Origin of the sequence: Psychrobacter sp. PSP (assembly GCF_024085615.1) — a bacterium.
Lineage (GTDB): Bacteria > Pseudomonadota > Gammaproteobacteria > Pseudomonadales > Moraxellaceae > Psychrobacter > Psychrobacter pacificensis.
In genome coordinates this window covers 1-14,618 of sequence record NZ_JABLTF010000020.1, presented here as the reverse complement: position 1 = coordinate 14,618, position 14,618 = coordinate 1, and the positions used below count along the sequence as shown (strand labels likewise).

The 14,618-nt window shown below is 44.9% G+C and carries 14 protein-coding genes; 7 read left to right on the top strand and 7 right to left on the bottom strand.

The annotated features are described in order from the left end of the window. The first annotated feature begins 627 nt into the window (after window positions 1-627). From clpP to HL061_RS09940, 3 genes are all read left to right on the top strand, one after another. A complete protein-coding gene (clpP, locus tag HL061_RS09950) occupies window positions 628-1,254 on the top strand; it encodes an ATP-dependent Clp endopeptidase proteolytic subunit ClpP (RefSeq protein ID WP_212564481.1) in 627 nt (208 codons plus the stop codon). Window positions 1,255-1,440: 186 nt separating this feature from the next. Continuing rightward, entirely contained in the window at window positions 1,441-2,715 is a 1,275-nt protein-coding gene (clpX, locus tag HL061_RS09945) for an ATP-dependent protease ATP-binding subunit ClpX (protein WP_071002879.1), read from the top strand. Between the two features lie 342 nt (window positions 2,716-3,057). Then, window positions 3,058-4,086: an SDR family NAD(P)-dependent oxidoreductase gene (locus HL061_RS09940; protein ID WP_083328923.1), complete on the top strand. Its 1,029-nt coding sequence runs from the start codon at window positions 3,058-3,060 to the stop codon at window positions 4,084-4,086. A 93-nt stretch (window positions 4,087-4,179) separates the two neighbouring features. On the opposite strand, the gene HL061_RS09935 is transcribed toward HL061_RS09940, so the two are convergent. From HL061_RS09935 to argS, 3 genes are all read right to left on the bottom strand, one after another. Continuing rightward, complete coding sequence (locus tag HL061_RS09935; protein WP_212564115.1) at window positions 4,180-5,274, bottom strand: PTS sugar transporter subunit IIC; 1,095 nt, start codon at window positions 5,272-5,274, stop codon at window positions 4,180-4,182. Window positions 5,275-5,422: 148 nt separating this feature from the next. Next, window positions 5,423-6,235 (bottom strand): SPOR domain-containing protein, encoded by an 813-nt coding sequence (locus HL061_RS09930; RefSeq protein ID WP_071002877.1) that lies wholly within the window; start codon window positions 6,233-6,235, stop codon window positions 5,423-5,425. Window positions 6,236-6,322: 87 nt separating this feature from the next. Beyond that, window positions 6,323-8,152 carry an arginine--tRNA ligase gene (gene argS / locus HL061_RS09925; RefSeq protein WP_071002876.1) on the bottom strand — a complete coding sequence of 610 codons (1,830 nt, stop codon included), beginning with the start codon at window positions 8,150-8,152 and terminating at the stop codon, window positions 6,323-6,325. 443 nt (window positions 8,153-8,595) lie between these two features. On the opposite strand from argS, the gene HL061_RS09920 reads away from it, so the two are divergent. Next, entirely contained in the window at window positions 8,596-8,814 is a 219-nt protein-coding gene (locus HL061_RS09920) for a DUF2788 domain-containing protein (protein WP_071002875.1), read from the top strand. Between the two features lie 35 nt (window positions 8,815-8,849). Here the strand turns inward: HL061_RS09920 and HL061_RS09915 are convergent, their stop codons facing one another. Genes HL061_RS09915 through cmoA form a run of 3 tightly spaced genes read right to left on the bottom strand, consistent with a single transcriptional unit; the run spans window position 8,850 to window position 11,111 of the window. After that, complete coding sequence (locus tag HL061_RS09915) at window positions 8,850-9,236, bottom strand: DUF1176 domain-containing protein (protein WP_071002874.1); 387 nt, start codon at window positions 9,234-9,236, stop codon at window positions 8,850-8,852. After that, a complete protein-coding gene (cmoB, locus tag HL061_RS09910) occupies window positions 9,223-10,275 on the bottom strand; it encodes a tRNA 5-methoxyuridine(34)/uridine 5-oxyacetic acid(34) synthase CmoB (protein WP_071002873.1) in 1,053 nt (350 codons plus the stop codon). Before cmoB ends, HL061_RS09915 begins: the two co-directional genes overlap by 14 nt. Before the next feature lie 50 nt (window positions 10,276-10,325). Continuing rightward, on the bottom strand, window positions 10,326-11,111 hold the full coding sequence (gene cmoA / locus HL061_RS09905) for a carboxy-S-adenosyl-L-methionine synthase CmoA (RefSeq protein ID WP_071002872.1): 786 nt from the start codon (window positions 11,109-11,111) through the stop codon (window positions 10,326-10,328). Window positions 11,112-11,321: 210 nt separating this feature from the next. On the opposite strand from cmoA, the gene msrA reads away from it, so the two are divergent. The 3 genes from msrA (at window position 11,322) to HL061_RS09890 (ending at window position 14,441) form a co-directional block, all read left to right on the top strand. Next, a complete protein-coding gene (gene msrA, locus HL061_RS09900; protein ID WP_071002871.1) occupies window positions 11,322-11,843 on the top strand; it encodes a peptide-methionine (S)-S-oxide reductase MsrA in 522 nt (173 codons plus the stop codon). Between the two features lie 137 nt (window positions 11,844-11,980). Then, a complete protein-coding gene (tmpT, locus tag HL061_RS09895; protein ID WP_071002870.1) occupies window positions 11,981-12,646 on the top strand; it encodes a thiopurine S-methyltransferase in 666 nt (221 codons plus the stop codon). A gap of 334 nt (window positions 12,647-12,980) precedes the next feature. Further along, window positions 12,981-14,441: a lytic murein transglycosylase gene (locus HL061_RS09890; protein WP_252962784.1), complete on the top strand. Its 1,461-nt coding sequence runs from the start codon at window positions 12,981-12,983 to the stop codon at window positions 14,439-14,441. Between the two features lie 83 nt (window positions 14,442-14,524). Here HL061_RS09890 and HL061_RS09885 read toward each other — a convergent pair. Then, a partial coding sequence (locus tag HL061_RS09885) for an IS3 family transposase (protein ID WP_252962710.1) occupies window positions 14,525-14,618 on the bottom strand: 94 nt, incomplete at its 5' end.

Genomic DNA, 14,618 nt, shown 5'->3' with positions numbered 1-14,618 from the left:
TATATTTTTTCTTACTAACATGACAAAGCTGGTTTAGCTATTTTTTTAACAGCCTTTTAACGCTGATAACCATTAGATAAATAACGGTTTGCACCAAATTGTGGCGTTTTTCGTTAATATGCACCATTTTTTAGCATTCAAACTTGGACTATTAACGCACTATGTCAGGCCGCACTTTCTACTTATAAGAATAACTATGAGTAAATGCGCTTAAGGATTCTTTTGACAACCCACATTTGCACAATTGAATAGTAAGATAGGTAGATTGCAAGGCAGTTAATCAGGTATTCTATGTTAAAAGTATGGTGAGACACTGCTCTATGATATCCATATCGGGGTAAGTTTCTGTGGGATACGCCTGATTTGCAGATAGAATCTGCCTTTTTTGGATATTCTTTCAACTTATATATAAAAATATAGCGGACTCACTTTTTCACCTATTTTATGTACAAACGGGTTTTATAGGCTTGAATAGTGGGCGTAGTCCCCCTATAAACTACCCATTAGCACAAAACATACCAGACAATAAAACCATTTTAACTGTTTTTTATTTTATCCCTTTATCGATAGGACTTTTCTATGACAGATTATGAACGCATCACTGCTAACCCACATTTTGATATGCTAATGAGCGCTCACAAAGAAGTACAAACCACCCAAGCGGCGCTAGTACCAATGGTGGTTGAGCAGTCTTCACGCGGTGAACGCTCGTTTGATATTTTTTCACGCCTATTGCGTGAGCGTGTGATCTTTTTGACAGGCCAAGTCGAAGACCATATGGCCAATCTAATCGTCGCACAGCTGCTATTTCTAGAAGCTGAAAACCCTGACAAAGACATTCATTTGTATATCAATTCACCAGGTGGCTCAGTAAGTGCAGGCTTGGCAATCTTTGATACCATGAACTTTATCAAACCTGAAGTATCCACCATCTGTATGGGCGGTGCTTATAGCATGGGCTCATTCTTGTTGGCCGCGGGTCAAAAAGGTAAGCGCTACTCACTCGCCAATGCTCGCGTGATGATTCACCAGCCATCAGGCGGCGCGCAAGGCCAAGCGACTGATATCGAGATTAATGCTCGTGAAATCCTCAAAATCCGTGATCGCCTAAACCGCATTTTGGCTGAGCGCACCGGCCAGCCACTCGAAAAAATCGAAAAAGACGTCGAGCGCGATTTTTGGTTAGATGCTGAGGAAGCCAAAGAGTACGGTTTGGTTGATGAAGTATTAGAGCGCCGTCCTGAATCTTTGTAATCTCAAATAAGCGCTACGCCTCTCAAACGAGTGCGCCATCATAAGAATAGTTATAGTCTGTTTGTATGGTAAATCAATATGCCGCTCATACCTGATAGATCGTAAGCAGGTATGAGCGTTCAACCAATACAACCATCGATATGTCGCAAATAGACTAACCAGTTTTAAACTTTAGGAGCGCCTTTTATGGCAGAAGATAACACCCCGCATTGTTCGTTTTGTGGTAAAGCCAAAAGTGATGTACAGCAGCTGATTGCTGCTGATGACGCCAATATCTGCAATGAATGTATCGAGCTATGTACTGATCTAATCGCAGACAGTGCAGAACACAGCGATGACGACAGCGACGTAGATACCTCATGGGTCAACAAAAAGCTACCTACCCCAAAAGAGCTGCGTGCCAAGCTTGATGAGTATGTCATCGGTCAGGACGCTGCCAAAAAAGCGTTATCGGTCGCGGTATATAACCATTACAAACGTCTAAAAGTCAGCCAGACACTTGCCAATAACAGCAAAAAAGCCAAAATCGGTGCTGATGACGCGATGGTAGAATTGGCAAAAAGTAACATTTTGCTGATTGGCCCAACGGGTTCTGGTAAGACCTTGCTGGCGCAAACCTTGGCTCGTCTGCTTGATGTGCCATTTGCAATGGCCGATGCCACCACCTTGACCGAAGCAGGGTATGTCGGTGAAGACGTTGAGAACATCGTGCAAAAGCTACTACAAGCGTCTGACTACGATGTGGCCAAAGCGGAACAAGGCATCATCTATATTGATGAAATCGACAAAATTAGCAAAAAAGGTGATAACCCATCGATTACCCGTGATGTATCGGGCGAAGGCGTGCAGCAAGCGCTGCTAAAGCTGATCGAAGGCACCGTTGCTGCGATTCCGCCGCACGGTGGTCGTAAGCATCCACAGCAAGAGCTGATCCAAGTCGATACCAGTAACATCCTAATCATCGTCGGCGGCGCGTTTGCAGGACTTGATAAAGTCATTCAGCAACGTACCGAAAAAGGTGGTATCGGCTTTAACGCAGATGTTAGCTCAAAAGACGACAGCCGTCGTAGCTCAGACTTGCTACAAGAAGTTGAGCCAGAAGATTTGATCAAGTTTGGTTTGATTCCTGAGCTCATCGGTCGTCTGCCTGTGCTTGCAGCGCTCAAAGAGCTTGATGAAGAAGCCTTAGTCCAAATCCTTACCGAACCTAAGAACGCACTGGTCAAACAGTACAAGTACTTGTTCGATATGGAAGGTGCTGAGATCAGCTTTACAGATGAAGCACTTGATGCCATCGCCAAAAAAGCAATGGAGCGTAAAACTGGCGCGCGCGGTCTACGTTCTATCGTAGAAAACGCCCTGCTTGAGACCATGTATGAGCTACCTTCTATGGAAAATGCCAAGACCGTGATGGTTGATGCAGAAGTCATCAATGAAGGTAAAATACCTAAAATTGCTTAATGCATAATGCGACTTAGATGGCTCATTATTAGTAATGAGGTATTCAAAAAAAGCGTCTGGCCTTATAAGCCACGGCGCTTTTTTATGTCTATCGATCGCCTAAATTATTTATCAAAAATTTGATTAACCTTTATATTCCAAGAACACTTAACAGTATAGTGCTTTAGAGATAATTGACGCTCCTCATTACAAAATGATAGCAGTATTTATCAATCGCAAGTAGACCTCATGATTAATCATGCTAATGTAGATAGTCTATTGCGACTTTTATTCTACTGCTGTTTTCCAACGTCTATGGCACCTATGAATACTCACTCTTAATAATACAAAGGACTGTTTATTATGCTTAACAATATAACCACGATGGCGTCCTCATTACGCCAGCACCTGCCCTTTTATACACCCAGCGAACAAGATAATGATATTGCACCTTATTACCAAAATCATGTCGCCGCCATTACTGGCGCAGGTTCTGGGATGGGACGCGAGCTTGCGCTTCACTTAGCAAAAATGGGCTGTCATGTGGCGCTATCAGACATCAATGTAGAACAACTGACACGAACCAAAGAGATGCTGGTTGGTTATGATGTTAAGGTCACCATGACTGTACTTGATGTATCAGACAATGACGCTATGCAAGCGTGGGCGGATAGCGTGATGCGCGACCATGGCAAAGTCAATTTCATCTTTAACAATGCAGGCGTGGCCTTCTCTTCGACGATAGAGGGCGCTAGTATTGAGGAGCTTGAATGGGTGATGGATATCAATTTTTGGGGCGTGGTTTATGGCACCAAAGCGTTTTTGCCACTCATCAAAAACAGTGTCAAACAAAGCGAGGTGACGAGTGATAATCAAAACGATCAACCCCGCCAGTTTAAAGAACATGGTCATGTGATCAATATCTCCAGCTTGTTTGGTTTGACCGCTCAGCCTTCATATTCTGCTTATAATGCCAGTAAGTTTGCGGTACGCGGCTTTACAGAAAGCCTGCGTCAAGAGCTTAACATTCAGAATTGCGGTGTATCAGCGACCTGTATCCATCCAGGCGGTATCAAAACCAATATTGCCAATAGCGCACGTGGCAATGATAGTACCAGTACGGTCGGTATGCCTACTGGTGATAAAGCCATTAAAAGCTTTAATAAACTGTTGAAATTTGATGCCAGCGAAGCAGCTTGGATTATTTTACATGCCGCTGCGACCAATCAGCAGCGCTGCTTAATTGGGAATGATGCCAAAATGGTTGATGCCATTCAGCGGGTATTCCCATCACATTATAGTGAAGTTATAAACGACATCACTCAGTTATCGCGTAAACTAAAACCAAGACGCAATAACAAGCGTAGTGATAAAACAAGTACCGCACCATAACTAACTGACGCTCCTTAAATAAAAAAGCCCTACTGTTTTTGAACAGCAGGGCTTTTTTGTTGTATGGTCACGAATACAAATTTTTAACCGTTTTTAGGGCAGCTTCATATCACCAGCGACTAGCCAGCCCATACGGCGCATGATGTAAGCGACCAAACCTGCAATCACTGCAGGCAATACAAACATCAGAAGGACAATCGCTGTCCATAATTGGGTCGTACTCATGATTTCTTGTGATGCTTCAATAACGCCGAACACACCAACCAGACCAGCGGTACCCATGCCCGCCCCTGTCGCCGTACAAGCCAAGCCAAATCCGACAGTCGCGATAGGGCCAACGATCGCGCTCGCAATAACGGCAGGCAGCAAAACGATAGGTTTTTTTAGCACATTAGGGATTTGCAGCATGCTGGTTCCCAATCCTTGAGATATCACGCCACTAAATCCATTATCCTTAAAACTGGCCACGGCAAAACCAATCATATGCGCGGCACAGCCAACAACTGCGGCACCGCCCGCCAAACCCCCAAGGCCAATCGCAATACAAATGGCAGCGCTCGATGTCGGTAGCGTCAATAAGATACCAACGACGACTGCAATCACGATACCCATCAGCAATGGCTGTAGCTCAGTTGCCGCGTGAATCCCTTGCCCAATCGCATTAACTGCCGCAACAACAGGCGGATTGAGCAGCGCACAGACCAATAGCGCGATACCACACACTGCTAAGGGCACTAATAAAATATCGAGCTTGGTCTTGCCTGCGATCCACGTACCAGCGCGATAAGCGAATACAGACGTCAGATAAGCGCCGATTGGGTTGCCTGGCAGTGCTACAAAGGTCGCAGGGCCACCCTCTTGTGGTATGAATAGCGTTCCTGCCATTAGTGCTTCAGAATGCGCACCCAACATACCTGCTACAAGGCAGCTAAGCATCACGAGTGTTGGCGCTTTTAAATAATAAGCGATACCTACCCCAATGCCCGCCCCCATCAATATTGACGCAAGCTTACCCACGGCGATTAATGCGGGCAAATTCAACCAGCCACCGATTTGCGAGATAATCAAGCCAGCAATTAGTGTGACAAATAGCCCTAACGCCATGCCCGTAAAGGCATTGATAAAGTACTTTTGAAAGAATGCTTTGATAACGCCTGCTTGCGGTACTGCTGAGGGAGATGCTGTCATAACCATACTCTTTATGAATATTTTGATTAAGGAGAAAAGATAATAGAGTGCTTAATAAATTAAAGAGATAAAAAAAGCGTCATGACGACGCTTTTTTATGATCACAAATACTTCTTATATATACCGATTATTATATATAGCGCTTGGACTAACGACGCTGTTCAACGATAATAGAGTCAATACCGTTATTTTGTAGGCGCTGCTGTGCTGTTGTCACTGCCTGACGGTTACTTAACGGACGCGAGATTACCTGATAGATAGGTAAGCCATTACCTGTCGTATTTTTGACTACTCTGGCATCCACGCCTGCCATCAATACTTGGGCGCGGCGACGATCTGCTTCATCTGCATCACTAAAGCTATTGATCTGCAAAATATAGGTCGCAGCAGGTTTGGCCGCTTGAATACTTGCCGTACCTGCTCCTGCATTGTTGTTACGGGTCGCAGAGTTGCTGGTGTTAGCAGGTGGCGTGCCATCATAAGTTGCGTCCTCTTCAACAACAACAATATCGTCGCCCGCAGCAGTATTACTACCGCCACTGGTCTCGCCTGCAGGACTTTCCACATTACCAAAGCTACCAGCATTATCTATACCATTAGCTGCCGTACTATCCGGCTGGGTCACGACGACATCCGGCTCAAACGCGCCAATATCTCCTATCTGATCGTTATCAATCTCAGCGATATCTTCATCAGGAATGGTTGCCATCTCTTGATTGGGCAAAATATCGTAGAATTCATAATCGCCATTATCGGTATCAGTATCTACGCGCGGCTGCACCTGCCTGTCAGGATCGTTCTCGGCGCTACCATCAGCGGGACTAAAGTTGAATAATGGTGAAAGGTAGATAAATACCCCGATCATAAGGGTCAATACCGCCCCAACAAACATCCACAATAAGCCCGATACGCTACTTGATTTGCGCTTTTCTGTTGCGCCTTTCGGTTTTTTGGCTAGCATGGATCTCGTTCTCCCTACTGAATTTAACGGTCATCATCGAATTAATGCTATTGGCTGTCTATACTCATGTCACATGTTAGAAAATGACTACATAGCAGAAGGTGCTGACAAACCAAGCAGACCAAGGCCGTTCGCCAAGACCTGTCTAACTGCTTTGGACAAGCGCAAACGTGCTTGCATCAATGCCATCTCATCTGAGCTTGGTGTTTCACCTGTCGTGAGACTGACAGGCAAAATGCGATTGGTGTCATACCAACCATGGAACAATGCAGCAAGCTCTTTTAAGTAGTTAGTCAAGACATGCGGCTCGTAGCCAGTCGCTGCACGTAATAGTGTCGCTGGATAACCAGCTAACAGTTTAATCAACTCGTCTTCATTGGGCGCATTAAGCAAATCTTGATGTGCCAAACCAACAGCATCATCTACTGCCAAATCGTAGGTTGCCAGTTTTTCTAATACACGGCAAACGCGCGCATGCGCATACTGAATATAATACACTTGATTGTCTTTGCTTTGTGATTTGGCAAGCTCTAAATCAAAGTCAATGTGTACTTCAGGCTTACGCGCGACATAGTAAAAACGCGCCGCATCATTGCCGACTTCTGCACGTAAATCACGCAAAGTAACGAACTGACCTGAGCGTGAAGACATTTGTACTTTTTCACTGCCGCGCCACAATGCCACAAACTGTACGAGCACGACATCAAGACGTTCAGCATCAATCCCCAACGCGAGCAGCGCCGCTTTTACGCGTGGCACATAACCATGGTGGTCGGCGCCCCAAACGTTAATCACTTTGTCAAAACCGCGATCAAACTTGTTTTTATGATAAGCAATATCCGAGGCAAAATACGTCGACTGACCATTAGCACGGCGAACCACGCGGTCTTTTTCATCACCAAAATCGGTCGATTTGAACCAGATGTTGCCGTCTTTTTCGTACAAGTAACCTTTGTCATCGAGTATTTGTAGGACAGGCTCAATCTCGCTATCAATCGATCTTTCACTGAACCAGCACTCGTAGCTCACACCAAAGTCATTCAAATCGTCTTTGATATCGGCCAAAATACTGCTCAAGGCGGCATTTAAAAACAGCGCATAGCTGTCACCAAGCAAGGCTTTGCTACCCGCAATCAAGCCATCAATATGCGCTTCTTTGTCACCTGAAATGAGCGTTTTTTCGCCATCCGCATTGATCTCAAACTTTGCGTCTTCTGGTACGTCTTTGGCAACATCGGCAAAACGATGAACGTAGCTGTCACCATGCTGCGTTTTTAATGTCTGTGCGATATCACTGACATAATCGCCTTGGTAGCCGTTGATTGGGAACGTGATTTGCTCACCATTTAGCGCCAAATAACGCAAATAGGTACTGGTCGCCAAAATATCCATCTGACGACCCGCATCATTGACATAATACTCGCGAGTGACGTCGTAACCGATGGCTTCTAGTAAGTTTGATACGCTCATACCAAACGCTGCACCGCGTCCGTGACCGACATGCAGGCTTGAGGTCGGATTGGCAGAGACAAACTCGACTTGTACCTTTTGACCATCAAACTGATTACTCAGACCAAAACGATCTTGCTGAGTAAAAATATCGTCCAATACCGCAAACTTAGCCTCTGAGTTTAAAAATACGTTGATAAACCCAGGACCGGCGATTTCTACTTGGCGAATGTCTTGATTCTCAGGGAGTGCATTGACGATTTTTTCGGCAAGTTGGCGTGGATTGGCCTTGGCCGCTTTGGCCGCCGTCAGTGCGATATTGCTGGCAAAATCACCGTGGCTTAAATCTTTCGTACGCGTGATTTGGCTGTTGTTCTGCCAGTCGCTTGGTAGCGTACCATCTGCTTGTAGGGTTTGAATGGCATCATTGAATAGGGATGCAAGCGTATCAATTTGGGCTTGTGACATAGGGATTTGAACTCAATTAAATAAACAACAAAAACGGTGCGAATGCGAGCAGTCGATAACTGCTTATTATAGTGCCGACCGACATTGCAGGGATAAAATAATGCAAAAAGATAAGTAATCTGTAAATATAACAATCTTTGCGCTTTATTGCACCATTTGCGCCAAAATTAGCCCTAAAATCTTACCGTTATGACAACTAATATTGATAATTGGGATTAATATAAATTTTGTTCGCTCGTTTGCTGATGCTTAGTAAAATAAATCTGGTATAAATAATATAAAATCAATGAGCGAATGACTTTGTCAATTGTAGCGTTCCTGTTGCCCGATACTGGGCAGTCGTTTATACCCAACCGCTTACACGTTATAATGATGGTTTATATTGCGCTTCTATGACGCTTTTACGCCATAGAAGACGCGTTATTACCCTATAGGATTACGCTATGTTTGCTATTGCTGCCAGTACGGTCACCAGTTGGGGCTTGTACGTCTTACTGCCGATATTCATCGCTTTCTTATTCTTTATCATGTGGGATATCTCTAAAACTTCTGATGCTGGGCGCGCAGGTACCTTTTGGATCTTTTTGGCCCTTGGCGCAGGCTCTGTTGGTTTCATCCTTAAAATAGTCATGGAAGTCGCTTTCAAAAAATGGCTGATATAATCAGTCATTTTTCGTCATTAAATCCCAAATATTTCTTATCGAGCCTTATCGATAATTGCTTGTGTTTGCTTAGCAGATAGATCATATAATGCAGCGTCACTTCCAGCGGGCTGCAATGTCCCATAGTTTTTATTATTTAACCACAGCTCAGCCTTATCTTTGGATACTTTTGATGCCAACTGAATTTGTGCCTTTGGCAGCGCTACTTTTGGCGATACGGTGAATAGCACTGAAACAGGCTTATCTATTGAGGCGTCACTTGAGTAGCCTGCCACTCGGCAAGTACGCGTATTATCACAAACCACTTGCCAGTCGTCTTGTACAAAACCTGAATCTTTGGATGGTGTCCCGTATCCTGCGAGAGCAGGTAGCGATAGCAAGCTGATGGTAGCTACAATAAAAGTCTTGCTACTTTTTCGCAATCAAAGTCGCACGCATGGGTGCAGGATATCCTTCGATGGTCTTAGTTGAGTCATTAGGATCTAAGAAGTCTGCTAACGAATGATAGGTCATCCATTCGGTTTTTCGTTGTTCCTTCATTGAGGTGACAGCCACATCGACACAACGCACTTCTGAGAAACCTGCTTTTTCTAGCCAACCTATCAATGCGGCGACCGATGGTAAAAAATACACGTTATTCATCTGCGCGTAGCGGTCGTGCGGTACTAGGACTGTATTGGCATCGCCTTCGATAACTAACGTCTCAAGCACTAGCTCACCGCCTTTGACCAACTGCCCTTTCAACTGTTGTAAATGCTCGAACGGTGACTGGCGATGATAGAGCACACCCATGCTAAATACGGTGTCAAACAGTTGGCTATGCTCTGGCAAGGCCTCGAGCGGCACAGGAATATAATGCGTACGGTAACGGCCTGTATTATGAGTATGGGCATCCGCGCTACCGACAAAATGACGAATCGCCATAAACTGATGGTAAAACAAGCATGACGGATCAATAATAATGACCGTGTCCGCGCCAGCCCCTGCCATACGCCAACCGTGATAGCCAGAACCTCCGCCCACATCCAATACACGCCGACCATCAAGCCTACTTAAATGCGGCGCAACACGTTGCCATTTCCAATCACTATGCCACTCGGTATCGATCTTAATACCTGACTCATCATCGCCGATTTGACCGCCAATCTGAAATGGGCCTTTACGCCACGGCATCAACTGCTTTAATAACGCCGTTGTTTGTTTGCGCTGAGACTCATTTAGACTTGCCTCAATCGTCAATATATCGCTGTTGAGATCGACGTGATTGACAGCCAATTGTGGTAAACGAGCGACTGACGCTTGATAAGCAGGCGCATGTGCGTAGTTAGCTTTGTCCTTGATGTCATTTAACCATGTTGGCAGTCGCGTCAGCCACTCATAAGCGCTCGGCTGCTGCTGAGCCAGCTCTAATAGGGTTAAATATAGTTCGCGTTCGGCGTGCGTAATTGTGTCGTTTAGCATAGAAGCAGATTACCGTAATGATGAAGAAATAACTGTGTTAAAAGTAAGGATTATTTAAACGCCACAATAGAGACAAAATTTAAAAACTGAAACCACGTCAGATGACGTTTAAAGCCAACCTGATCTAACCGTGCATGATGCTCATCTAGCGTATCGGTAATCAGCACGTTTTCTAATGCATTACGCTTGCCACTGATTTCCATTTCGGTATAGCCATTGGCACGCTTAAAGTCATAATAACGCTCAACCAACCACGCATCATACTGCTCATCAAAGGCATGAGTTTTTTCGGTTAATACCAGTATGCCGCCTTCGCTCAAGGCCGCATAGATTTTTTCTAATACTGCGACTCTATCGGCTGCTGGTAAAAACTGTAGCGTTAGGTTTAAAATCACCATGTCGCATGGCTCAAGCTCAACGTCGCGAATGTCTGCAGTAATGACTTCGATATCGTGCTCAGGATAATTGTCACTCAATAACGTCGTGGCTTCGGTCGTCATCGCAGGGGAGATATCAATCGCCTTAATCTGCAAGTCTTGCGGATCAAACTCACCAGCCAGCGTCATACTGGCGGCACCAAGCGAGCAGCCCAAATCATACACGCGGCTCACGCGCTGACCGCTGCCCTTTTTCTGACGATACTTGCAGTGACGACGGGCAAATATGGGCAGCATGGCCAATACCTGACCATAACCGGGTACGCTACGGCGAATCATATCGGGGAAACAAGCCACCACTTGCTCATCAAAAGAAAAACGCGCCGCTTTGTCCAGCGGTGTGGTAAATAGCGTATCATGCTGGATGGCTGGGGCAGTATCGGGCGTTGGCTGGCTCATGGTCACACTCATTATTCAAATAAAATGATGGGCAAACCGCACCGTTTTTATCAGCGCTGCGGTCATACCACACGTAGCAAAAGCCCATTATAACATTACTGTTTGTTACTTATCGCCACCAGATGCCCTGCTAAGCTAAACGACATTGTTTGATAGATCACACCTAGGCAAACAACGATGATTTTATATTTATAAAAATAGGAAAAAATTATGCAAACAATCGTATTAGGCGGTGGCTGCTTTTGGTGCACCGAGGCTGTCTTTTTATCCGTAAAAGGCGTGCAGTCTGTCGTTTCAGGCTATATGGGCGGCGATGCAGTATCAGCCAATTATGAAGCCGTATGCGGTGGTGACACTGGACATGTCGAAGTCATTAAAGTCGAATTTGATGAGACGACCGTCCCGTTGGAAGTCATCCTCGACGTATTTTTTGCCACGCATGATCCCACAACGATGGATCGTCAAGGCAATGACGTTGGCAGTCAGTATCGCAGCGTGGTCTTTTATACCGAGGAAGATCAGAAACCAACGGTCGACCGCACCATTAATAAGCTGCGTGACATGGGCATCAATGTCGTCACAGAAGTACATCCTGCCGTTGAATTTTACCGCGCAGAAGAGGCGCATCAAGACTTCTTTAACAGAAATCCAGGACAGGCTTATTGCAATTTTGCCATACCACCAAAGCTTGCTAAATTGCGTAAAGAATTTAGTCAATATATGACGAGCTAAACGATTGATTAACAAATCCTGCTTGCTAACAGCCAAATGCTTATAAAATAGGTGTTTGGCTTTTTATTGTGTTCAGCATTTTCAAATAAGACGTTATTATAAAGTTATCAACAAATACCTATAGATAGGCGTAAATTATGAATCCCGAATTTTGGCACAAACGCTGGCAAGAAAAGCGTATCGGATTTAATCAGTCAGATGTTAATCCGTTATTAGTCAATTACTTTGACCAATTAGACTTATCCACGGGTAGTCGCATCTTTGTGCCTCTTTGCGGCAAATCTATCGATATGGTTTGGCTCGCGGCACAAGGGTATGATGTGGTGGGCGTTGAGTTGGTTGAGACAGCCGTACAAGCATTCTTTGCTGAACAAAATATCCAACCTATTGTCTCTCAGCATGTAGAAAATCCAGATATTAAATGCTACCAAGGTCAGCTGGTAGATGGTGATGAGCAGCGAACTATTACACTCTGGGCTGCTGATATCTTTGCCTTGACCTCTACAGATCTAGGTACTATCGATGCGATATATGATAAAGCAGCTTTGATCGCTCTGCCAGCTGATATGCGTCCCGACTATAGCGAACAGATACGTAAAGTTAGCGACAATGCGCCACAATTGCTAATAACGCTTAATTACGATCAAAGTAAAAAAGATGGGCCGCCGTTCTCTATCAATCATGAGCAAGTGCAGCAGTATTATGGCAGTCACTATCAGATCTGTAAGCTAGCAAGCGAGCCTTCTTCTATAGGGTCTGCACCTAATCTAAAAGTCACAGAGCATATTTGGCTATTGAAATAAGCAACAAAGAATTGGTTTGCGCAGCAAACTTGGGTAAAAATGCGGCGCGGATTCATGGCTTTATTAAAGAGTTGGATAATTTGCTAGCTAAGTAGATAGGTTCTATTTGCTAAAAAATCTCTGAAATTTAAATGCTGTCTGACACTTTGAACTTTTAGCTCAACAAAATACTCTCCCAACCTCACGCCATCGTCAATTTATCGTAACCATTCATAATCTTAGTACTTCGACAGCTTTTCTTTACTGTTTAGATTGGTTACTCTACCTTGATACCACTTTTAGCCTTTTGATTTTTGTCTCTTAGCAACCAACTTAACGTTTATAGGATGTTTTCATGCGTTTGACTCCTTTTTCTACCTTTTCATTGCTTAGTGTTGCAGTTGGCATTAGCCTTGCGAGCACTGCCCAAGCAGCTCAGCCGCCCGCTCCAGATCTGTCCAATAGTGAATTTCAGCAATGCTTGGATGGCCTAAAAAATTCGAGCAAGTTTCGCGGTGTCAGTAGCTATACCTTTAACAACTATCGTCCAAGCCAGCCTGATCCTAGTGTCATTCAGTCACTCAACTATCAGCCAGAGTTTCAAAAAGATGTCTGGGATTATCTCTCAGCGCTAGTAGACAAAGAGCGTGTCGAAGATGGTATCCGTGCCAAGCGCCAGTGGCGTGACACGCTGCGCCAAATCGAATCGCGCTATGGCGTAAAAGCGGAGCATGTGCTTGGCGTATGGGGCGTAGAATCTAACTTTGGTCAGACGCTGGGCAAAAAGCCATTGTTTGAATCGTTAGCGACATTGTCTTGTTTTGATCGTCGTCAAAGCTACTTTCAAGGTGAGTATGCCAATGCCCTAAAAATCGTACAAAATGGTGATATCGCGCCCAATGATATGACAGGCTCATGGGCAGGTGCGTTTGGGCAAACGCAGTTTATGCCTAGTACCTTCTTAGAGCTAGCAGTAGACGGTGATGGTGATGGACGTCGTGACCTTGTTAATAGTGTGCCTGATGCGCTCGCCTCTACTGCAAATTTTTTAGACAAACGTGGTTATCGTACGGGCGAGCCTTGGGGTTATGAAGTCAAACTACCTGATGGATTTTGGGCGGCTTCCAACCGTAAAGACAAAAAATCTATCAGCCATTGGCGCAATCAAGGTCTAACGCTGGCTAACGGTAGTCCGCTGCCTTATGACTTGAGTAGTGCGGGTTTATTGCTACCAGCTGGTGTCGATGGTCCTGCGTTTTTGGTTGGTAAAAACTTTGATACGTTCTACTCGTATAATGCTTCAGAAAACTATGCTTTGGCTATCGCCCATTTATCAGATTTGATTACTCGCGAAGACAGTAGCAAAACAGACTTTATCACTGCTTGGCCAACAGACGATCCTGGTATCAGTCGTCAACAAGCAAAAGATATTCAGCAAGCCTTATTAAATGCAGGCTATGATATTGGTGGTGTTGATGGCATCATTGGGGACAATACCCGTACCGCTATCCAGCAATATCAGACCAGTCGTGGCATTTTCCCAGCAGATGGACGCGCAGGCCAAAAGTTCTATCGGGCCATCATTGGTAACGCATCGCCAACTCAAGGGCAGTACGGTCAGCCAGCAAATAGCCGACCTTTGAGCCCTGCGCCTGCTGATCGTATGGGGCAGCTAATTGAGCAGCAGACCACTACGCCTAATAGCTATTCTTCTAAACCATTGATAAGTCCTTCAACTTCTACTAATACGCGCTATCGCCGTGTTGCTAGTGCCGATGGGACGCTCAAGCTAGTTCGCATTGACGAAGGGTCATAATAATGTAACGAATAGTCCTACCGTAAATCATTAAAAAAGCCACGCTATAATTGAACTGACCCCCGAAACTTGGACGGTTTAGTTTATACCAAGGACTGAGTTCTGTACTGCACAGGGCTCAGTCCTTTTAGTTTGAGTTGAATACGCTCATTATTGTAATAATGCATATACTCATGA

Excerpts from the sequence above, each read along its gene's own strand:
- clpP (WP_212564481.1), top strand. The coding sequence starts at position 628 with ATGAGCGCTCACAAAGAAGTACAAACCACCCAAGCGGCGCTAGTACCA.
- clpX (WP_071002879.1), top strand. The coding sequence starts at position 1,441 with ATGGCAGAAGATAACACCCCGCATTGTTCGTTTTGTGGTAAAGCCAAA.
- HL061_RS09940 (WP_083328923.1), top strand. The coding sequence starts at position 3,058 with ATGCTTAACAATATAACCACGATGGCGTCCTCATTACGCCAGCACCTG.
- HL061_RS09935 (WP_212564115.1), bottom strand. The coding sequence starts at position 5,274 with ATGACAGCATCTCCCTCAGCAGTACCGCAAGCAGGCGTTATCAAAGCA.
- HL061_RS09930 (WP_071002877.1), bottom strand. The coding sequence starts at position 6,235 with ATGCTAGCCAAAAAACCGAAAGGCGCAACAGAAAAGCGCAAATCAAGT.
- argS (WP_071002876.1), bottom strand. The coding sequence starts at position 8,152 with ATGTCACAAGCCCAAATTGATACGCTTGCATCCCTATTCAATGATGCC.
- HL061_RS09920 (WP_071002875.1), top strand. The coding sequence starts at position 8,596 with ATGTTTGCTATTGCTGCCAGTACGGTCACCAGTTGGGGCTTGTACGTC.
- cmoB (WP_071002873.1), bottom strand. The coding sequence starts at position 10,275 with ATGCTAAACGACACAATTACGCACGCCGAACGCGAACTATATTTAACC.
- cmoA (WP_071002872.1), bottom strand. The coding sequence starts at position 11,111 with ATGAGCCAGCCAACGCCCGATACTGCCCCAGCCATCCAGCATGATACG.
- msrA (WP_071002871.1), top strand. The coding sequence starts at position 11,322 with ATGCAAACAATCGTATTAGGCGGTGGCTGCTTTTGGTGCACCGAGGCT.
- tmpT (WP_071002870.1), top strand. The coding sequence starts at position 11,981 with ATGAATCCCGAATTTTGGCACAAACGCTGGCAAGAAAAGCGTATCGGA.
- HL061_RS09890 (WP_252962784.1), top strand. The coding sequence starts at position 12,981 with ATGCGTTTGACTCCTTTTTCTACCTTTTCATTGCTTAGTGTTGCAGTT.